Genomic DNA, 18,971 nt, shown 5'->3' with positions numbered 1-18,971 from the left:
CACTCCGTCCACCCCGTCCGCCCCTCCCCCGTTGCACCCGTACCCGGGAACCCTTCAGCAGGGTAGTGGGCGGCCCCCGCGTCCTCACGGCTGCAGCAGGTCGACCTTCACGTCCGCCGCGAAGCCCGTCGTCGGTCCCACCCGGCGCGCGAACTCCTCGACCGCCGCCAGCTGCGGCGGGCCGAAACTGAAGTCGAGGGTGGTGAAGTACTGGGCCAGCGTCTTCTCGTCGAAGGCCTCCCAGCGGGACGCCTGCTCGGCGACCTTGCCGACCTCCTCCAGGGAGAGGTCGCGGGAGGCGAGGAAGGCCTCGTGCACCTTCCGGGTGAGGACCGGCTCGCGCTCCAGGTAGTCGCGGCGCGCCGCCCAGACGGCGAAGACGAACGGCAGCCCCGTCCACTCCTTCCACAGCGTGCCCAGGTCGTACACGTCGAGCCCGAAGCGGGGGCCGTCGATCATGGTCGCGCGCAGGGCGGCGTCGCCGATGAGGACGGCCGCGTCGGCCTCCTGCATCATCTGGCTGAGGTCGGGCGGGCACATGTAGTAGTCGGGCTGGACGCCGAACCGCTCGGCCAGCAGGAGCTGGGCGAGGCGGATGGACGTGCGCGAGGTCGACCCGAGGGCGACGCGGGCGCCGTCCAGGCGGTCCAGCGGGACCTGCGAGACGATCACGCACGACATCACCGGGCCGTCGCAGCCGACGGCGATGTCGGGGAAGGCGACCAGCTGGTCGGCGTGCTTGAGGAACTCGACCAGGGTGATCGGCCCGATGTCGAGATCTCCCTGCACGAGTTTCTCGCTGAGCTTCTCGGGGGTGTCCTTCGACAGCTCGAAGTCGAGGAGAGTGCCCGTTCTCGCAAGCCCCCAGTAGAGGGGCATGCAGTTCAGGAACTGAATGTGTCCGACGCGGGGCCGGGTGCGAGGATTGTCCACATCGCGAGGCTAGACCTCGTCCCGCGGAGCGGACTCCCCGGGCCCGGTATCGCCCCGATGTGCGACGCGGAAGTGAACATTCAAACATTCGGGTGACGTGATCTTGACCTCTATTGCGCGCGGGCGGTCGCGTGCTAGGCTCATCCGCAAGTTGCAGTTTGGTTTCCCTTGCAGTACAGAGCCTGCGGAGCATGTGACCGCGGGCTCTCGTCGTTCTCAGACGGATGCGATTGTGCGGAATTGGTCTTCACACTTGCTGGGTTCTGGAGCAGGGCAACCCTTTGGGCCCAAGGAGGGCTTATGGCTACCGGAACCGTGAAGTGGTTCAACGCCGAAAAGGGCTTTGGTTTCATCGCCCAGGAAGGCGGAGGCCCCGACGTCTTCGTCCACTACTCCGCGATCAATGCGAGCGGCTTCCGCTCGCTCGAAGAGAACCAGCAGGTGTCCTTCGACGTCACGCAGGGCCCCAAGGGCCCGCAGGCGGAGAACGTCACCCCGGTCTGATCCTCTCCGATCCGGGAACGACCAGCAGTACCCAAGGAGCCCCGCGCCGTCAGGCGAAAGGGGCTCCTGCCTTTCCCCGCCGTGGCCCCCGTGGAGGGTGGTCACCGCCAGGCTCCGCGCCCATGACGGACGCCACTGTCACCACCGCCCCGGGGCCCGGCCCGGACCACATCGTCGCCACCCGCGCCTTCTACGACGCCATCGCCGAGGACTACGCCGACCACTTCCGCGACGTCTTCGCCGCCCAGCCCCTGGAACCGGCGCTGCCGGCCGGATTCGCCGGGCTCGTCAAAGCGGCGAACGGCACCGGGAACGGCACCGGGACCGGCGGGACGAGCGGCGTCAGCGGCAAGGTCGCCGGCCTCGGATGCGGTCCCGGACGGGTGGCGGGCCACCTGGCCTCCTGCGGACTGGACGTCTTCGGCCTCGACCTGTCGGAACCGATGCTCAGGATCGCCCACCGTGAGAATCCCGGCCTGCGCTTCGAGCAGGGTCCGATGCTGGAACCGGGCATCTTGGACGGCACGCCGGCCGGCGTCGTCTCGTGGTAGTCGAGCATCCGCCTCCCGCAGGACGACCTGCCGGCGCTCTTCGCCGGATTCCACCGGCTCCTGGTGCCCGGGGGGCATCTGCTGCTCGCCTTCCAGGCCGGTGAGGAAGTCCGCCACCTCGACCGCTCCTTCGGCCGCCCGGTCGCCCTGGACTTTCAGCGGCGCCGTCCGGACCGGATGGCCGAGGCCCTGGAGACGGCCGGGTTCACCCTCGTGCTGCACACTCCGAGCGGGCCGCGGACGAGAAGCGTGGCGAGTCGACGCCCCAGGCGTTCCTCATCGCCCGCAGACCGCACGCCGACCGCTCAGCACCCTCCATCGCCGGTCGTTCCACCGCCGGTCGTTCACCGCCGGCCACCCCACCGCCCACCGCTCATGAGCCCGTGTACAGCCCTTCCACCTCCTTCGCGAAGTCACGCAGGACCGCGTCGCGGCGGAGCTTCATGGACGGGGTCAGATGACCCGCGTCCTCGCGGAAGTCGACGGGGAGGACGGTGAAGCGGCGGATGGACTCGGGGCGGGAGAGCATCTTGTTGGCCTCGTCGATCGCGCGTTGCAGGACCGCGCGCAGTTCCTCGTCGTCGACCAGGAGTTCGGCCGGGACCGGGTGTTTGCCGTTCATCCGGCGCCAGTGGGTGATGCCGTCGGGGTCGAGGGTGATCAGGGCGGAGACGTAGGGGCGGCGGTCGCCCAGGATCATGCACTGGGAGATCAGGGGGTGCGAGCGGAGCCAGTTCTCCAGCGGGGCGGGGGCGACGCTCTTGCCGCCCGCCGTGATCAGCATCTCCTTCTTGCGGCCGGTGATGGTCAGGTAGCCCTCGTCGTCCAGTTCGCCGATGTCACCGGTCGCGAGCCAGCCGTCACGTGCCGCGGGGACGACCCCGCCGGCCCGGGGGTCCCAGTAACCGCGCAGGATGTGCTCGCCCGCGACGAGGATCTCGCCGTCCGCCGCGATACGGACCCTGGTGCCGGGCAGCGGCCAGCCCACCGTGCCGAGCCGGGGCCTGAGCGGGGGCGTCACCGTCGACGCGGCGGTGGTCTCGGTGAGGCCGTAGCCCTCGAAGATCTCGATGCCCACGCCGGTGTAGAACGCGCTCAGGTCGCGGCCGAGCGGGGAGCCGCCGCAGATGGCGTAGCGGACCCTGCCGCCCATGGCGTTGCGGATACGGCGGTAGACCAGGGGGTCGTAGAAGGCGCGGGCGACCTTCTGGGACCCGCTCGGGCCGGGACCCGTACCGGTGTGGCGGGCGTCGACGGCCTCGCCGTAGCGGCGGGCCACCGAGGCCGCGCGGTCGAAGGCGGCCGCCCGTCCGCCCGACTCCGCCTTGGCGCGGGCGGTGTTGTAGATCTTCTCCAGCATGTACGGGATGGCCAGCAGGCAGGTGGGCCGGAAGCCCGCCAGGTCCGGGAGCAGTTCCTCGGGTTTCAGGCTCGGCGCGTGGCCGAGCCGTACCCGGGCCCGGACGCAGGCGACGGCGACCATGCGGCCGAAGACGTGCGACATGGGAAGGAAGAGGAGGACGGAGGCCTCCTCGCTGGTCCGGGCCTTGAAGATCGGATAGAGCAGTTCGACGGCGTTGTCCACCTCGGCGAAGAAGTTGCCGTGGGTGAGGGCACAGCCCTTGGGGCGTCCGGTGGTGCCGGACGTGTGGATGAGGGTGGCGAGGGTGTCCGGGCCGAGGACGCCGCGGCGTACCTCCACCTCCTGGTCCGGGAGGTGGGTGCCGGCCTGTGCGAGCTGTTCGACGTGGCCCTTCTCGACGACCCAGACGTGCCGGAGGTCGGGGAGGTGTGCCAGTTCGGGGCCGAGGGCGGCGGCCTGGGCGACCGTTTCCGTGACGAGGACGACCGCGCCCGAGTCCTGCAGGATCCAGCGGGCCTGGTAGACGGAGGAGGTCGGGTAGACGGGGACGGTGACCAGTCCGGCCGCCCAGGCGGCGAAGTCGAGGACCGTCCACTCGTAGACGGTGCGGGCCATGACGGCGATCCGGTCGCCCGGGGTCAGGCCCTCGGCGATGAGGCCCTTCGCCACGGCCATCACCTGGGCGGCGAACTCGGCGGCCGTCACATCCGTCCAACCGCCGCTCCCGCCACTCCCACGGTCCCCGCCGCTCCCGCCGCCTCTGGGGCGGCGGCTCATGACCACCGTGTGCGGGGCCGCGTTCGCGTTGTCGAAGGGCAGGTCGGCGAGCGATCCGTGCCGCACCGGCTTCGCGAGCGGCGGGACGGCCGCCTCCCGTACGACCCCGTCCAGCCGCCGCGTCTCGGGTTCGACCAGGGCCGGCTCGGCGAAGGCGTCACCCCTGGCGGTGGTGGAGTGGACGGCGGACGGGGCGAAAGGGCCGGAGGGGACGGAGGGGACGGCTGAGGGCGGGACGGCGGACACGGGCGGCTCCTGGGGCGTGCAGCGGACCTGCTTGCTGCGATGACGTACGTACCTCGCACGCCGGGGCGCTCACCGGCGCCCTCCGTCGTTCTCCGGCGCCCACCGGCGTCGCGGGAAGGGCGGGAGTCACGGAGTCGCCGCCGGTTCGGTCTCGGGATCGTACGGGTCCGACGTGGTGGGTTCGTGCGGGTTCGGGGAGGGTCCGGGGCCGGGGATGTGCAGCGTCGGGGGTCGCCCGGGGGTGCTTCACGTTCGCTCCAGAACGGCCGTCACGCCCTGCCCGCCCGCCGCGCAGACGGAGATCAGGCCGCGGGCGGGGGCGTCCCGTTCGGCCAGGAGTTTCGCGAGGGTCGCCACGATGCGGGCGCCGGTGGCGGCGAAGGGGTGACCGGTCGCCAGGGAGGAACCGGCCACGTTCATCCGGGTGCGGTCGACCGGGCTCAGGCCCTGCTTCTCCCAGGCGGCCAGGGTGGCCAGCACCTGGGAGGCGAAGGCCTCGTGGACCTCGATCAGGTCGAAGTCCGCGATGTCCAGACCGGCGCGTTCCAGCATGCGCGGGACCGCGTACGCGGGGGCCATCAGCAGGCCGTCCTCACCGTCCGCCACATCGCCGTGCACGAAGTCCACGGCGGCGCTCTCGTACGCGGTCAGGTAGGCCGGCGGCTCCAGGCCCCGCGCCCGGGCCCACTCCTCGCTCGCCAGCAGGACCACCGCCGCACCGTCGGTGAGCGGGGTCGAATTGCCCGCGGTCATCGTCGGGTCGGGGCCTTCGGTGCCGAACACGGGCTTCAGCTTGGCGAGTCCGCCGACGGTCGAGCCCGGCCGGAGGTTCTGGTCACGGGTCAGCCCGCGGTGGGGCACCACCAGGTCCTGGAAGAAGCCGCGTTCGTACGCCGCCGCCAGCCGCTGGTGGCTGGTCGCCGCCAGTTCGTCCTGGGCCTCGCGGGTGATGCCCCGGGTGCGGGCGGTGACCGCGGCGTGTTCGCCCATGGACAGGCCGGTGCGCGGTTCGGCGTTGCGCGGAATGTCGGGGACCAGGTGTCCGGGGCGCACCTTCGACAACGCCCTGAGGCGGGCACCGAGCGACTTCGCCCGTCGTGCCTCCAACAGCACTTGTCGCAGGCCGTCGTTGACGCCGAGGGGTGCGTCGCTCGCCGTGTCGGCGCCGCCCGCGATCGCGGACTCCGTCTGGCCGAGGGCGATCTTGTTGGCGGCGGCGATGACGGCCTGGAGGCCGGTGCCGCAGGCCTGCTGGATGTCGTAGGCGGGGGTACGGGCGTCCAGCGCGGAGCCGAGGACGGTCTCGCGGGCGAGGTTGAAGTCACGGCTGTGCTTGAGCACCGCACCGGCGACGAACTCCCCGACCGCGCCCGGCGCCTGGAGCCCGTACCGCTCGACGAGGCCGTCCAGGGCGGTGGTCAGCATCTCCTGGTTGGAGGCGGTGGCGTAGGGGCCGTCGGAGCGGGCGAACGGGATCCGGGTACCGCCGATGACCGCGACGCGCCGGACGACAGCCGGCTTCAGGGGGCTCATCTCGACCTGCTCCTCACCGTGACATAGCCTTACCTCCGGTAACCTTACTCTAGAGTAAGCACAGTGTTCGTCGTGAGTGAGCACGCACACCCCGCTGGGAGTCGCACATGGCCGACCGCTATCTGAGCTTCACCGGCACCACGCCGGGCCGCTTCCTGAGCCGCCGGCTGGGGCTCCCCGGGCCCGTGGCGCTGAAGCGCTGGTCACCGGCGCGACCGGGCCTGGAAGGCGGTCTGCTCCACCTCACCGCGGGCACGTCCGACCTCGATCCGGCGCCCGTCCTCGCCCGCGCCGGGCTGGGCGCGGACGACACCGGCCGGCCCGCAGCCGTCGTCCTGGACGCCACCGGGGTGCGGGACGTGGAGAGCCTCGCCGAGGTGCACGCGGCCCTGCATCCCGTCGTACGGTCGGTCGCCGCGAACGGCAGGATCGTCCTGCTCGGCGCCCCGCTCGACACCGCCGACCACCACCAGGCCGCCGCCCAGCAGGCGTTGGAGGGCTTCACCCGCTCCCTGGGCAAGGAGATCGGGCGGGGCGGCACGGTCAACCTGGTCCGCCTCACCGACGCGGACGCCGCCGAGTCCACCCTGCGCTTCCTGCTCTCGCCCAAGTCGGCGTACGTCAGCGGCCAGGTGATCGAGGTCGGCGCCGACGCCACCGCCACCACGGCCGCCGGCACCCGGGGGGTACCCGCCGCCGGCCAGGAGGCCCTCCCCCTCGCCGGACGCACCGCCCTGGTCACCGGCGGTGCGCGCGGGATCGGCGAGGCGGTCGCCGAAACGCTGGCGCGGGACGGTGCCGAAGTCGTGGTGCTCGACGTGCCGCGGGCCGAGGGGGACGCCCGGCGCGTCGCCGAACGCCTCGGCGGCCTCGCCCTCCCCCTCGACATCACGGCCGCCGACGCGGGCGCCCGGATCGCCGAGGCACTGCCCGACGGCCTGGACGTCCTCGTCCACAACGCGGGCATCACCCGTGACCGGCGGCTGGCCAACATGCCCGCCGAGCGCTGGGCCCCGGTGCTGGAGGTGAACCTGGCGAGCGTGCTGCGCACCACCGACGCACTGCTCTGCGCCGGCGCCCTGAAGCGGGGCGGGCGGATCGTGGCGACGGCGTCCATCGCCGGGATCGCCGGCAACACGGGCCAGACGAACTACGGAGCCTCCAAGGCCGGCGTCATCGGCCTGGTCCGCGCCCTCGCCCCGCGCGCGGCGGCCGAGCACGGGGTGACGGTGAACGCGGTCGCCCCCGGGTTCATCGAGACGAGGATGACGGCCGCGGTCCCGCTGCTCGTCCGCGAGGCGGGCCGGCGCATGAACTCCCTGTCCCAGGGCGGCCTTCCCGTCGACGTCGCCGAGACCACCGCCTGGTTCGCCCACCCGGCCTCGGGCGCGGTCAACGGACAGGTCGTACGGGTCTGCGGCCAGAGCCTGCTGGGAGCGTGACCACCATGGCCTCCGCACCTCCGCCTCCCTCCGTACCTCCCGCCGCGTCTCCGGCCCCGGTGACCCTCGCCCGCTCCCCCGCCCTCGCGCCCCTGCTGGCGCGCGGTGCGCTGCTGTCGCCGTTCAAACGGCCCCGCCCCGACGCCGCGTTCCCCCGCACCCGGCTGGTGCTGCCCGAACTGCGGGTGGATCTGGCGCGGTTGGCGGCGTACGAAAAGATCTGCGGCTTTTCGACCGGGAAGGACGCGCTGCCGCTGACGTATCCCCATGTGCTGGGCTTCCCGGCGGCCATGCGGCTGATGAGCGGCCGGGACTTCCCGCTGCCGCTGCCGGGGCTCGTCCACACGTCGATCGAGATCACCCAGAACCGGACCGTGCCCGCCACCGGGACGCACGAACTGAGCGTGCGCGTCGAGGGGCTGGCACCGCACCGGCGCGGTACGGAGGCCTTTGTGGTCACCGGGATGCGGACGCCCGGCGGTGACCTCGTATGGGAGTCCCGGAGCACGTATCTGGCCCGGCACCGCGCCTTCGGGCCCACCGCCCCGCCCCGGGAAAGGACGTCGGGGACCACGCGGACCCTGCCCGTCGTCGACGCGTGGCTGCTGGCCGGGAACACGGGGCGGCGGTACGCAGCCGCGTCCGGCGACCGCAACCCGATCCATCTGCACCCGCTCACCGCACGGCTCTTCGGCTTCCCCCGCGCCGTCGCGCACGGCATGTGGACCGTGGCCCGCTGCCTCGCCGCGCACGGCGTCCCGGAAGCGGTGACGGTCCGGGCCGACTTCAGAGCGCCGGTCCTGCTGCCGGGCACGGTGACGTACGGGGCGCGGGACGGGCGCTTCGAGCTGCGGGGCCCCGGCGACCGCCTTCACCTCACAGGGGAGGTCCGCCCGGCGTGAACGACCGCACCGGCCCCGGCTCCGGCGTCCTCGGCACCGGCGTCCGAGGCTTCGTCCTCGGGCGGTGACCAGGGGCGGCCCGCCATCAGGTCGCCCAGACCCGCCCAGGCGAAGTTCATCAGGGTGGCCGCTGCCTGCCGGGCGGTGACGCCCGGGGTGCTGTTGGCCCAGTCCGCGAGGGCCTCGGCGGCGCCGACCAGGGCCTCCGCGAGCCCGGCGACCTCGCCGCCGGGGAGGTGGGGGTCACGGTGCGCCTCGCGGGCGGCGGCGAGGATCAGCTCGGTCACGAACGTCACGATGTCCGCGCGCATCGCGGCGACCTCGGCGGCGAAGACCTCACCGTGCGTACGGGCCTGGAGGTGCAGGACGGCCCAGCCGTCCGGGTGCCGCGCGGTGTGGGTGAAGAACGCCGTCAGGCCCGACCAGAGCTGGCGGTCCGCGGGCAGTACGGGCCGGGCACCGGCACGTACCGCCTCGAGAAGAGCCTTGGCCTCACGGCGGATGCACGCGATGAAGAGGTCTTCCTTGGAGTTCAGATACAGGTAGACCAACGGCTTCGAAACGCCCGCCAGTTCGGCGATCTCGTCCATCGACGCGGCCATGTACCCGCGCTGGCCGAAGGTCTGCACGGCGGCGTCCAGCATCTGCTGTTCGCGGACCGCACGCGGCATCCGCTTGCTCTTCACGGCACCCATACGGATCAGCCTACGGGGCGGGGGCACCCCCGCCCGCACGGGAAACCCGCCCCGTCCGGGCCGGACCGGGCGCGGGCCCGGGGTCCTACGAGGCCTGTGCCCGTTCCTGCCCTTGCCCCTGCGCCCGCACCTGTGTGCCGCGGGCGGCGTCGTCGGCGTCGTCCTCCTGGTTGCGGTTGGCCTCCAGGCCGGCCTTCGCCCGGTCGACGCGGCGCACGATGTTCTCGGAGGCCACGTCCCGCTGCTTGCGCAGGACGACGAAGCTGATCGGTGCCGAGAACACCAGGGCGAGCAGGATGATCCACAGCCCGTTGGAGTCGCCCAGGCCGCGCGGGGCGAGACCCGAGTAGACGAGGCCCCAGACGACCAGGAGACAGCCCACGAAGATCCCGAAGCGCATCAACGTGTAGCGGAGCATCTTCTTCCACTCTCCCGGACGAACGGCCAGAACGTACCCCAAGGGGTTCCCAATGGGACATCCTCCAGTGAAGCACGCCCGCGCCCGGACGACCGCGGCGGGGTCGCGGGCGGGTGCGTACGGTCAGGTCAGCGACAGCAGCATGACGACGTCGTCCCGCTCGTCGCCCGGGGCCACCCGGATCGCGCCGGGGACCCGGCCGACCTCCTTGTAGCCGCAGGAGCCGTAGAAGCGCTCCAGGCCGAGGCCTCCCCGGCAGGTGAGCCGGATCGCCTCGATGCCGGGAAGGGTGCGGGCGGCCCGTTCGGCGGCGGCGAGCAGACCACGGCCGTACCCCTTGCCCTGGTGGCGGGGGTGGACCATCACCGTGTACAGCCAGAGCCAGTGCGTCATCAGGCGGTGGGTGTTGAGGGTGAGGAACACCGTCGCGGCGACCCTCCCCGCCTCGTCGAACCCTACGAGCAGCCGGGACCGCTGCTCCTCCATCGCCACGAACTGCCGCACCAGCTCCGGGCGGACGTCCTCCCGCGTCACCGGCGGCACGAAGCCGACGGCTCCGCCCGCGTTGGTGACGTCCACCCACAACTCCAGGATGCCGTCACGGAGTCCGGGAGTGACGGGCGGATCCAGCGTGAAGACCGGCGGCGTGGAACCGGGGTCCGGCAGCGCGGAACGGGGGCTCTCCGGCGCGGAACGAGGGTCCTCCGGCGTGGGACGGGGGCTCTCCGGCGTGGGACGGGGGCTCTCCGGCATGGAACGGGGACTCCTCAGACCCGCATCGGCTGCGGGGACTCGCGGCGGGCGGGGTCGGCGGCGTCGTACTCGCGGATGATCTCGTACCGCGTGTTGCGCTCCACCGGGCGGAAACCGGCGTCGCGGATCAGGTCCAGCAGGTCCTCGCGGGTGAGCTTGTCCGGCGTGCCGAAGTCGTCCGCGTCGTGCGTGATCTTGTATTCGACGACCGAGCCGTCCATGTCGTCCGCGCCGTGCTGGAGGGCGAGCTGGGCGGTGTTGACGCCGTGCATCACCCAGAAGACCTTGACGTGCGGAACGTTGTCGAAGAGGAGACGGGAGACGGCGAACGTCTTCAGCGCCTCGGCGCCGGTCGCCATCTGTGTCCGGGCCTGGAGGCGGTTGCGCACCTTCCCGTCCTTCATGTCCACGAAGTCGTGCTGGTAGCGCAGCGGGATGAAGACCTGGAACCCGCCGGTCTCGTCCTGGAGCTCACGCAGCCGCAGCACGTGGTCGACACGGTGGCGGGGCTCCTCGATGTGGCCGTAGAGCATGGTGCAGGGGGTCTTCAGCCCCTTCTCGTGGGCCAGCCGGTGGATCCGCGACCAGTCCTCCCAGTGGGTGCGGTGGTCGACGATGTGCTGCCGGACCTCCCAGTCGAAGATCTCCGCGCCGCCGCCGGTGAGGGACTCGAGCCCGGCGTCGATCAGCTCGTCGAGGATCTCGGAGGCGGACATCCCGGAGATGGTCTCGAAGTGGTGGATCTCGGTGGCGGTGAACGCCTTCAGCGACACGTCCGGCAGCGCGGCCTTCAGTTCGCGCAGGGAGCGCGGGTAGTAGCGCCAGGGCAGATTGGGGTGGAGCCCGTTGACGATGTGCAGTTCGGTGAGGCTCTCCCCCTCCATCGCCTTCGCGAGCTTCACCGCCTCCTCGATCCGCATCGTGTACGCGTCCTTCTCCCCCGGCTTGCGCTGGAAGGAGCAGTACGCGCAGGAGGCGGTGCACACGTTCGTCATGTTGAGGTGGCGGTTGACGTTGAAGTGGACGACGTCGCCGTTCTTCCGCGTCCGCACCTCGTGCGCCAGCCCGCCCAGCCAGGCCAGGTCGTCCGACTCGTACAGCGCGATGCCGTCCTCGCGGGACAGCCGCTCACCGGAGCGGACCTTCTCCTCCAGCTCGCGCTTGAGCCCGACGTCCATGCGGATACCCCTTTTCTGAGAAAGACTCCGTCAACCGTAACGCCCCGGCTACTGGACCTCTTCGGGCAGCTCGCCCACGCGGTTCTCCCACTTCGTGGAGAGCACGATGGTGGTACGCGTCCGGGAAACGCCCTTGGTGCCGGACAGCCGGCGGATCATCCGCTCCAGCCCGTCCACGTCGGCCGCCCGCACCTTGAGCATGAAGGAGTCGTCGCCGGCGATGAACCAGCAGTCCTCGATCTCCCGCAGGTCCTTCAGCCGCTGCGCCACGTCCTCGTGGTCGGCGGCGTCGGAGAGCGAGATGCCGATCAGGGCGGTCACCCCGAGGCCGAGCGAGGCCGCGTCCACGGTGGCGCGGTAGCCGGTGATGACACCGGCCGCCTCCAGCCGGTTGATCCGGTCGGTGACGCTGGGCCCCGACAGGCCGACGAGCCGCCCCAGCTCGGCGTAGGAGGCCCGGCCGTTCTCTCTCAGGGCCTGGATGAGCTGCCTGTCCACCGCGTCCATGCGATCGAAGCCTTCCGCTGAAGAGGTCTGAACGTGACTGAGAATCGGTCAGTGGTACTGCGGGGTGTACTGGGGCGCACGGGGAGTGCACCGGGGTGCGGGTGCTGCTCAGGCGGTACCGGGCGGCGATGATCCACTCCCGAGTTCGCCCTTCCAGCGGCGGTACAGCCGGTGCTCGACACCCGCCGCGTCGAGTACGCGTCCGGCGACGAAGTCCACCAGGTCCTGGATGTGCGTCGCACCCGCGTAGAACGCCGGTGAGGCGGGCACCACGGTCGCGCCCGCGTCGTCGAGGGAGACCAGCTGCCGCAGGGTCTGGCCGTTCAGCGGGGTCTCCCGTACGGCCACGGCCAGTGTGCGCCCCTCCTTGAGGGTCACGCTCGCCGCCCGTTGCAGCAGATCCTTGGACAGGCCGAGCGCCACCCCGGCCACACAGGCCGTGGAGGCGGGCACGATCAGCATGCCCTTGCTCGGATACGAACCGGAGGAGGGGCCCGCGGCGAGGTCACCGGCGGCCCAGTACCGCACGCCGTCGAGGTCCACGGTGAAGGTGTCCGGCTTGCCGTCCGCTCCACGGGACAGCCATTGCCGCAGGTCGTCCTGCCAGTGGGCGTCCCGGAAGGAGATGCCGGTCTCGTCCAGCAGGGTGAGCCGCGAGGCACGGCTGACGACGAGGTCGACACTCTCCCCCGCTCGGAGGAGCGCACGGAGGACGGCTGCCGCATATGGCGTGCCGGAAGCGCCGGAGACCCCCAGGATCCAAGGTGTTCGCGTCGTCTCTCCTGGCTTGAGGTGGTTCACGACACCGAGCCTATCCGGCATCGTGGGAAGGGAACCGGCCAAGGGGTCCGGTCCGTTTCCCCAGTGGACGACCGGTCCGTCTCCCGGGCGGACGCCGGGCGGACGACCGGTCCGTTCCCCGGGGGACGATCAAGGCGAGGGGGTGTGCCGTGTCCGGCATCGATACGCGGTGGTCGGGGCGCGAGCGGACGAAGACGGCGGCCGTGGTGATGGTGGCCTGGGTGGCTCTGCTGTGGCTGCTGGAAGTGGCCGACGTGGCCCTTGGTCATGCCCTGGACGACTTCGGCGTCGTGCCGCGCACGACCTCGGAACTGGTCGACGTCGTCCCCTCCGCCTTCATCCACTTCGGTTTCGCCCATGTCGCGGCGAACAGTGTGCCGCTGCTGGTGCTCGGTTTCCTCGCCGCCCTGGGCGGGCTGCGCCGGTTCGCCGCCGTGTGCGCGCTGATCATCGTCTGCGACGGTCTGGGGGTGTGGCTCATAGCCCCGGCGTACACCAACACGGCGGGCGCCTCCGGCCTGGTCTTCGGTCTGTTCGGCTTCCTGTTGTGCAGCGGCTTCGTGGAGCGCCGGCCGATGGGCGTCGTGGTCGCCGTGCTGGTCGGCGCGGTCTGGGGCGGCTCGATCCTCGCGGGCATCGCGCCCGGTCAGGCCGGCGTGAGCTGGCAGGGCCACCTCATCGGCCTGCTGGCCGGCGTGGCGTCGGCCTTCCTGTTCCGGCGCCGGCCGGGCCGCCGGGGCGCGCCGGCCTCCTGAGGCCGCGCCCCGGCACGGGAGGAGGCGCGAAGGACGCGCGGAGGACCGTGAGGACCGCGCGGGAGGTCAGAGGCCGAAACACTGCTCCGGGCGGCCGTCCGCGGGCAGGAGGCAGGCTTCGGCGTTCTTTGGATCGCCGCCCGTCATGGGGGTGTAGACGTACCCTTCGGCGTCGTACTGGTCCCGTACGGTGGCCTGCCGGGTCGGCCGGCCCGGCACCCTCAGCTCGATCCGGTCACCGCTGCGGGTCAGCCATGCCCGTGTCCAGAGAGCCCCGCAGTGGTCACTGTGCCGGATGTCCATGCGGGCACCGCCGGGGAACGACGCCTCCGCCACGATGCCGAACTCGGAACCCGGTGCGGTACAGCCCATGGACTCGGGATCCTCACCGTCGCACTCCCTGCCGCGGCAGCCCGGAGGGGTCGGCTCCGGTTCGGCGGACGCCGTGACGTGCGGGACCGTGCAGAAGGCGATCACGGACAGCAGGACGGAGACCCCCACGGGCCACCACCGGCCCGCGGCCCGACGCCAGGTCCGGCGCGGTCCTACACCCGGTGCTCCCCGGTCCGCGCCCCCCGCCTTCACCCCCGTACCCACACCCGTATCCGTACCCGTACCCGTTCCGGGCTCCGGAACCAGTGCGCTCCGCATCGGCGGCCCAGCGGGAGCCGGATCCGTGCCACCCGCACCGCCCTTGCCACCCGCACCGCCCGCATCGCTCGCGCCCTCCGCACGATCACCCGCGGTCCGGCGGGCAACGCCGGGGCTTCGTGCGCCTCCGGCGGGTTTCGGCGCTCCGCCGCCCTGTCGCTGCCGGCGCTCCTGCCTGCCGCTGCCGTTCGCCTCCACGGCCCTGGCGGCCTCCCACAGGGCCAGCGGGCGTCCCGGTGACACGTTGGTGAGGGAACAGAACTCGACGACCGCTTCCCTGGGCGGCAGGTTGTTCCCCGTGAGGTAGCGGTGCCAGGCCGACTTGCTGATGGAGGTCCGGCCGGCCAGAGCGTCCAGGCTCAGCCCGGACCGTTCCCTCAGTACCGCCAACTCCTCGGCAAGTCGGCGCAGTTCCGTGCTCCGCCCCTTCATCGCCGCAGAGCCTCCCAGGTGTGCTCGCCGATCACGCCGTCGACGACCAGGTGATCGCGGTCCTCCTGGAAGCGCTTGACGGCCCGCTCGGTCATCATGTCGTAGGCGCCGTCCACGACGGCCACCGGATAACCGTGGTACTCCAGCAGGCACTGGGCCTCCACCACGTCCCAGCTGATCACCAACTGGTGCAGATAGGCACGCCGGGTGTCGCTGTGGCCGGCGGTGAGGGAGGCACCTTCCCGCTCGACCCGGCAGTCGTAGGTGGTGCCGGGCCGGAACTCGAAGCCGTCCGCCCCCTGCCCGGACGCGCCGCCCGCCTTCTGAGAGGTCGCGGCGATGGTGACGGCCGTGCCGGCCAGGATCAGCAGGGACACCAGATACGGAGCCCGGCGCCGGACCCACGAAGCCCGCGCCGCCGCCCGCCATGCTGCCGCTCCCTCGGACCGGTACGTTCCACCGCCCGGCGCCCCGGCGCCCTCCGTGTCCGGGCCAAAGGCATCCGGCTGCTCCGCCACCGGCCGGGCGGCGCCGTTCCAGTCGTCGCCGGCCAGCTCGCGGAGTGCGACCCACTGGCCGGCGTCCTCGCCCGCCAGCCGGGCCAGATCGACGATCGCCTCGGGCGGTGGCAGGTTCTTGCCGTTGAGATAGCGCTCCCACGAGGAACGGCTGTACGCGGTACGCCTCTCCAGCGCGGACAGACTCAGGCCGGTGCGGTCCTTCAGTTCACGCAGACCGGTCACCAGGCGCCGGGCGTACGGGCCGAGCCCTTCGGGCAGAGGCCTCCACCGTGCCATGGCAGGCGATCCTTTCCTTCGGGGCGTAGCCCCAGGGTCGTCTTCCTCTTGGTGCCGAGTCCTGTGCCGAGCTCATCCCTTCAGAGCGTCCCAGGACGTGCCCCGGGACGTCCTTGCGGGCCGCATCTCCGCAGGCCAGCGACGGAGATGTCCCGGGGACTCCCGGGACGTCCTGGATCATAGCGCCACCGGGAAATCGACGGACAGGCTGAAAGCGGAATCGCACCGCACCGGTGTTCCGACCGGACGGCCCGTCAACTACGTTCCCCCGGAGGGAAGAAGAATGAACGTCCGCCAGAAGGTGGCTCTGCTCACCGCGTCCACGGCCCTGCTCGGCGGCGTGGCCGTGACCGCCGCGCCGGCCGCCGCCGCAGCGCCGGCAGCCGCCGCGTCCGACACCTGCTACACACAGAGCACGATCGGCCTCACCTGCCACTACCACTACGGCAACACGTGGGCCGAGCGCGGCAGCTACGGCGCGCACGTCGCCGAGATCCAGGCGCTGATCAACGGGACGACGAACTACCGCAACACCTCAGGTGGTTCCCGGCTCACCGTGGACGGCGACTTCGGGCCGGCCACCGAGCGGGCCGTGCGCTGGTTCCAGCGCACGTACATCGGCGCCTCGGCGGTCGACGGCATCGTCGGCCCCGACACCTGGCACGCACTGCGCGGCTACCGGAACTGAGCCGTCCGGTGCGAGGCCCTGTCGCGCGTGGGGACGACAGGGCCTCGCACCGGCAGCCTCCGGACCGCACCGGTCAGACCGTCAGCCCCCGCACCAGGAGGTCCAGCAGCGCGCAGACGAACAGCGCGATGCCGATGAAGCCGTTGACGCTGAAGAAGGCACGGTTCAGACGGGTCAGGTCGTCCGGGCGGACGATGGTGTGCTCGTAGACGAAGGCCGCCGCGACGATCAGGAGACCGAGCCAGAAGAACGCGCCGGCGCCGGTGAGGAGCGCGTACCAGACGAACAGGGCCGTCGTCACGGCGTGGCAGGCGCGGGCACCCCATATGGCGGCCGGAATGCCGAAGCGGGCCGGGACCGACTTCACGCCGACCTCGCGGTCGGTCTCCACGTCCTGGCAGGCGTAGATGAGGTCGAAGCCGCCGATCCAGACGCCGACCGCGAGACCGAGGACGACCGCGTCCCAGGACCAGGAACCGGTGACGGCCAGCCATCCGCCGACCGGGCCCATGGCCTGGGCGAGTCCGAGGATGGCCTGCGGGAAGTCGGTGAACCGCTTGCCGTACGGATAGACCACCATCGGGATCACCGCGACCGGCGCGAGGGCCAGGCAGAGCGGGTTGAGCAGGGCGGCCGCGCCCAGGAACACCACCAGGGCGATGATCGCGCCGGTCCACGCGTGCCGGACCGACACCGCGCCGGTGACCAGTTCGCGGTGGGCGGTGCGCGGGTTGCGGGCGTCGATCTCGCGGTCGATGATCCGGTTGGCGGCCATCGCGAAGGTGCGCAGGCCGACCATGGCGACCGTGACCAGGAGCAGCCGGCCCCAGTGGATGTTCCGGTCCCACTCGTACATCGCGGTGAGGGCGGCGATGTAGGCGAAGGGCAGCGCGAACACGGAGTGCTCGATCATCACCAGGCGCAGGAAGGCCTTCACCCTGCCGGCCGGCCGCGGTGCCGCGCCCGGGTTCACGATCCCGTCGGCGGTGGTCATCATGCGAGGCTCCCGAGGAACGCGTCGAGGTCGGCCAGCAGTGCGGCGACGGGCAGCGGGCCCGTCTCCACGGTCAGCGGCGTTCCGGCGTCGTCGCCGGACGGGTCCTCGGGCGGGGTGACGCGCGCGAGGAAGACATACGCGTCCGTGCCTGCGTCCCCTCCCGCACCCGTACCCGCGCCCGGGTCCGCCGGGCGGGCGTCCAGCCGCAGCAGCGAGCCGCCGTCGACCGTGAACGGCCCGCCCGCCGCGGCGGTGAGCTCGGCGCGCAGCCGTTCGGCGAAGTCGACGGGTTCCGCATCGCGCACCCCGGGCAGCTCGAAGCCGCCGCCCTCGCCGTCGTGCTCGACCAGGACCGCCCAGGTGTCACCGGCGCCCGCGAACTCCTGAGGCGTGACGCCCGCCTGCTCTGCGGCCTGCCGGACTCCGGGGTCGGCCGGGTCCAGCTCGGGGCGTACGAGGGCCACGTAGTCGGTGTCGGTGCCGATGAAGAGGGCCGGGCCGCCCACGGGGACGGGGCTCACAGTCCGTACTCCTTCCAGCGGCGGTCGACCAGCGCGGCCGTGTCCGGGTCGGACTCGACCATGTCGGGCCAGCCGCCGTCGCGCGTGTACCCCTCCTCGGGCCACTTCTTCGTCGCGTCGATGCCCGCCTTGCCACCCCAGAACTGCTGGTAGGACGAGTGGTCGAGATGGTCGACCGGACCTTCGACGACGCTGAGGTCACGGGCGTAGTCGGTGTTGCCGAGGGCCCGCCAGGCGACCTCGTGCAGGTCGTGGACGTCGCAGTCGGAGTCGACGACCACGATCAGCTTGGTCAGCGACATCATGTGGGCGCCCCAGACGGCGTGCATCACCTTCTGCGCGTGCTTGGGGTACTTCTTGTCGATCGAGATGATCGCGCAGTTGTGGAAGCCGCCGGCCTCGGGGAGGTGGTAGTCCACGATGTCCGGGACGATGATCTTGAGGAGGGGGAGGAAGAAACGCTCGGTGGCGCGGCCCAGCGGCCCGTCCTCGGTCGGCGGGCGGCCGACGACGATCGACTGGAGCAGCGGGCGCCTGCGCATCGTGACGCAGTCGATCGTCAGAGCGGGGAACGGCTCCTGCGGGGTGTAGAACCCGGTGTGGTCGCCGAACGGGCCCTCGGGAAGCGTCTCGCCCGGCTCCAGCCAGCCCTCGACGACGACCTCGGCGTGCGCCGGGACCTGGAGCGGGACCGTCTTGCAGTCGACCATCTCGATCCGCTTGCCCTGCAGGAACCCGGCGAAGAGGTACTCGTCGATGTCGCCGGGGAGCGGCGCGGTGGAGGCGTACGTCACGGCGGGCGGACAGCCGAAGGCGATGGCGACCGGGAGCCGCTCACCGCGGCGGGCGGCCACCTGGTAGTGGTTCCGGCTGTCCTTGTGGATCTGCCAGTGCATGCCGATGGTGCGCTTGTCGTGGCGCTGGAGCCGGTACAGGCCGAGGTTGCGGATGCCCGTTTCGGGGTCCTTGGTGTGGGTGAGGCCCAGGTTGAAGAAGGAGCCGCCGTCCTTGGGCCAGGTGAACAGGGCGGGAAGCCGGTCGAGGTCCACGTCGTCGCCCCGCAGGACGACCTCCTGCACCGGGGCGTCCTTCACCTTCCTCGGCGGTACGTGGGTCATCGAGCCGAGCTTGCCGAACGCCTCGCGCACGCCCACGAAACCGTTGGGCAGTTCGGGCTTGAGGAGGCCGCCGATCTTCTCGCTGATCTCGGCGTACGACTTCAGGCCGAGCGCCTTCAGCAGGCGGCGGTCGGTGCCGTACACGTTCATCGCGAGGGGCATGCTCGAACCGCGCACGTTCTCGAAGAGCAGGGCGGGACCGCCGGCCTTCTGCACCCGGTCGACGATCTCACCGACCTCGAGGTGCGGGTCGACCTCGGCCTTGACGCGCTTGAGGTCTCCCTCGCGGTCCAGGGCCCTCAGCAGGGAGCGAAGATCGTCGTAAGCCATGGGGCCAAGTATCCCCGAGCGGCTACCCTTGCCAGGTACCTGGGGGCTGTGGCTGTGCCGACGTCCCCGACGACCCCTT

General features: G+C 71.7%; 19 protein-coding genes and 1 pseudogene. 6 read left to right on the top strand and 14 right to left on the bottom strand.

Annotation, left to right across the window (positions count from 1 at the left end; translation table 11 throughout):
- Nucleotides 1-84: 84 nt before the first annotated feature.
- On the bottom strand, nucleotides 85-933 hold the full coding sequence (locus tag ACWZEH_RS19865) for a menaquinone biosynthetic enzyme MqnA/MqnD family protein (RefSeq protein WP_456192503.1): 849 nt from the start codon (nucleotides 931-933) through the stop codon (nucleotides 85-87).
- Nucleotides 934-1,233: 300 nt separating this feature from the next.
- On the opposite strand from ACWZEH_RS19865, the gene ACWZEH_RS19860 reads away from it, so the two are divergent.
- Together ACWZEH_RS19860 and ACWZEH_RS19855 are read left to right on the top strand one after the other, a co-directional pair.
- Nucleotides 1,234-1,437, top strand: a complete 204-nt coding sequence (locus ACWZEH_RS19860; RefSeq protein ID WP_003992177.1) for a cold-shock protein — start codon at nucleotides 1,234-1,236, stop codon at nucleotides 1,435-1,437.
- Nucleotides 1,438-1,559: 122 nt separating this feature from the next.
- Nucleotides 1,560-2,281 (top strand): annotated as a pseudogene (locus tag ACWZEH_RS19855) (class I SAM-dependent DNA methyltransferase); the annotation flags it as partial.
- 80 nt (nucleotides 2,282-2,361) lie between these two features.
- On the opposite strand, the gene ACWZEH_RS19850 reads toward ACWZEH_RS19855, so the two are convergent.
- A complete protein-coding gene (locus tag ACWZEH_RS19850; protein ID WP_456192502.1) occupies nucleotides 2,362-4,374 on the bottom strand; it encodes an AMP-dependent synthetase/ligase in 2,013 nt (670 codons plus the stop codon).
- A 246-nt stretch (nucleotides 4,375-4,620) separates the two neighbouring features.
- Entirely contained in the window at nucleotides 4,621-5,907 is a 1,287-nt protein-coding gene (locus ACWZEH_RS19845) for an acetyl-CoA C-acetyltransferase (RefSeq protein WP_456192501.1), read from the bottom strand.
- A gap of 107 nt (nucleotides 5,908-6,014) precedes the next feature.
- On the opposite strand from ACWZEH_RS19845, the gene ACWZEH_RS19840 reads away from it, so the two are divergent.
- Both ACWZEH_RS19840 and ACWZEH_RS19835 read left to right on the top strand, forming a co-directional pair.
- Entirely contained in the window at nucleotides 6,015-7,349 is a 1,335-nt protein-coding gene (locus ACWZEH_RS19840; protein WP_456192500.1) for a 3-oxoacyl-ACP reductase, read from the top strand.
- Nucleotides 7,350-7,354: 5 nt separating this feature from the next.
- The gene (locus tag ACWZEH_RS19835) at nucleotides 7,355-8,251 is read left to right on the top strand and encodes a MaoC/PaaZ C-terminal domain-containing protein (RefSeq protein WP_456192499.1); all 897 of its coding nucleotides are present in this window, start codon (nucleotides 7,355-7,357) and stop codon (nucleotides 8,249-8,251) included.
- Here the strand turns inward: ACWZEH_RS19835 and ACWZEH_RS19830 are convergent.
- From ACWZEH_RS19830 to ACWZEH_RS19805, 6 genes are all read right to left on the bottom strand, one after another.
- Entirely contained in the window at nucleotides 8,221-8,946 is a 726-nt protein-coding gene (locus tag ACWZEH_RS19830; protein WP_456192498.1) for a TetR/AcrR family transcriptional regulator, read from the bottom strand. The two genes, ACWZEH_RS19835 and ACWZEH_RS19830, sit on opposite strands and share 31 nt — an antisense overlap.
- Before the next feature lie 85 nt (nucleotides 8,947-9,031).
- Nucleotides 9,032-9,364, bottom strand: a complete 333-nt coding sequence (locus ACWZEH_RS19825; protein ID WP_456192497.1) for a DUF4229 domain-containing protein — start codon at nucleotides 9,362-9,364, stop codon at nucleotides 9,032-9,034.
- Nucleotides 9,365-9,487: 123 nt separating this feature from the next.
- Nucleotides 9,488-10,117, bottom strand: coding sequence for a GNAT family N-acetyltransferase (locus tag ACWZEH_RS19820; RefSeq protein ID WP_456192496.1), 630 nt, complete (start codon nucleotides 10,115-10,117; stop codon nucleotides 9,488-9,490).
- A gap of 14 nt (nucleotides 10,118-10,131) precedes the next feature.
- On the bottom strand, nucleotides 10,132-11,295 hold the full coding sequence (mqnE, locus tag ACWZEH_RS19815; protein ID WP_456192495.1) for an aminofutalosine synthase MqnE: 1,164 nt from the start codon (nucleotides 11,293-11,295) through the stop codon (nucleotides 10,132-10,134).
- Between the two features lie 48 nt (nucleotides 11,296-11,343).
- A complete protein-coding gene (locus ACWZEH_RS19810; protein ID WP_384013482.1) occupies nucleotides 11,344-11,802 on the bottom strand; it encodes an Lrp/AsnC family transcriptional regulator in 459 nt (152 codons plus the stop codon).
- A 108-nt stretch (nucleotides 11,803-11,910) separates the two neighbouring features.
- Nucleotides 11,911-12,603, bottom strand: a complete 693-nt coding sequence (locus ACWZEH_RS19805) for a UbiX family flavin prenyltransferase (protein ID WP_456192494.1) — start codon at nucleotides 12,601-12,603, stop codon at nucleotides 11,911-11,913.
- A 209-nt stretch (nucleotides 12,604-12,812) separates the two neighbouring features.
- Here ACWZEH_RS19805 and ACWZEH_RS19800 point away from each other — a divergent pair, with 209 nt between their 5' ends.
- Nucleotides 12,813-13,358, top strand: coding sequence for a rhomboid family intramembrane serine protease (locus ACWZEH_RS19800; protein ID WP_456199710.1), 546 nt, complete (start codon nucleotides 12,813-12,815; stop codon nucleotides 13,356-13,358).
- Nucleotides 13,359-13,424: 66 nt separating this feature from the next.
- On the opposite strand, the gene ACWZEH_RS19795 is transcribed toward ACWZEH_RS19800, so the two are convergent.
- A complete protein-coding gene (locus ACWZEH_RS19795; RefSeq protein ID WP_456192493.1) occupies nucleotides 13,425-14,441 on the bottom strand; it encodes a helix-turn-helix domain-containing protein in 1,017 nt (338 codons plus the stop codon).
- Nucleotides 14,438-15,238, bottom strand: coding sequence for a helix-turn-helix domain-containing protein (locus ACWZEH_RS19790; RefSeq protein ID WP_456192492.1), 801 nt, complete (start codon nucleotides 15,236-15,238; stop codon nucleotides 14,438-14,440). Before ACWZEH_RS19790 ends, ACWZEH_RS19795 begins: the two co-directional genes overlap by 4 nt.
- A 283-nt stretch (nucleotides 15,239-15,521) precedes the next feature.
- On the opposite strand from ACWZEH_RS19790, the gene ACWZEH_RS19785 reads away from it, so the two are divergent.
- Nucleotides 15,522-15,926: a peptidoglycan-binding domain-containing protein gene (locus tag ACWZEH_RS19785; protein ID WP_456192491.1), complete on the top strand. Its 405-nt coding sequence runs from the start codon at nucleotides 15,522-15,524 to the stop codon at nucleotides 15,924-15,926.
- A gap of 73 nt (nucleotides 15,927-15,999) precedes the next feature.
- On the opposite strand, the gene mqnP is transcribed toward ACWZEH_RS19785, so the two are convergent.
- Genes mqnP through ACWZEH_RS19770 form a run of 3 tightly spaced genes read right to left on the bottom strand, consistent with a single transcriptional unit; the run spans nucleotide 16,000 to nucleotide 18,892 of the window.
- Nucleotides 16,000-16,923: a menaquinone biosynthesis prenyltransferase MqnP gene (mqnP, locus tag ACWZEH_RS19780; protein WP_456192490.1), complete on the bottom strand. Its 924-nt coding sequence runs from the start codon at nucleotides 16,921-16,923 to the stop codon at nucleotides 16,000-16,002.
- Nucleotides 16,920-17,444: a hypothetical protein gene (locus ACWZEH_RS19775; protein ID WP_456192489.1), complete on the bottom strand. Its 525-nt coding sequence runs from the start codon at nucleotides 17,442-17,444 to the stop codon at nucleotides 16,920-16,922. Before ACWZEH_RS19775 ends, mqnP begins: the two co-directional genes overlap by 4 nt.
- Nucleotides 17,441-18,892, bottom strand: a complete 1,452-nt coding sequence (locus tag ACWZEH_RS19770; protein ID WP_456192488.1) for a menaquinone biosynthesis decarboxylase — start codon at nucleotides 18,890-18,892, stop codon at nucleotides 17,441-17,443. The genes ACWZEH_RS19775 and ACWZEH_RS19770 overlap by 4 nt, the downstream gene beginning before the upstream one ends.
- Between the last annotated feature and the right edge of the window lie 79 nt (nucleotides 18,893-18,971).

It is taken from the genome of Streptomyces yamdrokensis, from assembly GCF_053890455.1.
Note: the sequence above shows the minus strand (reverse complement) of the source record. Positions and strands in the feature narration are given on the sequence as shown.

Coding starts and splice junctions, on each gene's coding strand:
- ACWZEH_RS19830 (WP_456192498.1), bottom strand. CDS start 8,946: ATGGGTGCCGTGAAGAGCAAGCGGATGCCGCGTGCGGTCCGCGAACAG.
- ACWZEH_RS19810 (WP_384013482.1), bottom strand. CDS start 11,802: ATGGACGCGGTGGACAGGCAGCTCATCCAGGCCCTGAGAGAGAACGGC.
- ACWZEH_RS19790 (WP_456192492.1), bottom strand. CDS start 15,238: ATGGCACGGTGGAGGCCTCTGCCCGAAGGGCTCGGCCCGTACGCCCGG.
- ACWZEH_RS19800 (WP_456199710.1), top strand. CDS start 12,813: ATGGTGGCCTGGGTGGCTCTGCTGTGGCTGCTGGAAGTGGCCGACGTG.
- ACWZEH_RS19845 (WP_456192501.1), bottom strand. CDS start 5,907: ATGAGCCCCCTGAAGCCGGCTGTCGTCCGGCGCGTCGCGGTCATCGGC.
- ACWZEH_RS19820 (WP_456192496.1), bottom strand. CDS start 10,117: ATGCCGGAGAGCCCCCGTCCCACGCCGGAGAGCCCCCGTCCCACGCCG.
- ACWZEH_RS19785 (WP_456192491.1), top strand. CDS start 15,522: ATGAACGTCCGCCAGAAGGTGGCTCTGCTCACCGCGTCCACGGCCCTG.
- ACWZEH_RS19795 (WP_456192493.1), bottom strand. CDS start 14,441: ATGAAGGGGCGGAGCACGGAACTGCGCCGACTTGCCGAGGAGTTGGCG.
- mqnE (WP_456192495.1), bottom strand. CDS start 11,295: ATGGACGTCGGGCTCAAGCGCGAGCTGGAGGAGAAGGTCCGCTCCGGT.
- ACWZEH_RS19840 (WP_456192500.1), top strand. CDS start 6,015: ATGGCCGACCGCTATCTGAGCTTCACCGGCACCACGCCGGGCCGCTTC.
- ACWZEH_RS19835 (WP_456192499.1), top strand. CDS start 7,355: ATGGCCTCCGCACCTCCGCCTCCCTCCGTACCTCCCGCCGCGTCTCCG.
- ACWZEH_RS19825 (WP_456192497.1), bottom strand. CDS start 9,364: ATGCTCCGCTACACGTTGATGCGCTTCGGGATCTTCGTGGGCTGTCTC.
- mqnP (WP_456192490.1), bottom strand. CDS start 16,923: ATGATGACCACCGCCGACGGGATCGTGAACCCGGGCGCGGCACCGCGG.
- ACWZEH_RS19770 (WP_456192488.1), bottom strand. CDS start 18,892: ATGGCTTACGACGATCTTCGCTCCCTGCTGAGGGCCCTGGACCGCGAG.
- ACWZEH_RS19860 (WP_003992177.1), top strand. CDS start 1,234: ATGGCTACCGGAACCGTGAAGTGGTTCAACGCCGAAAAGGGCTTTGGT.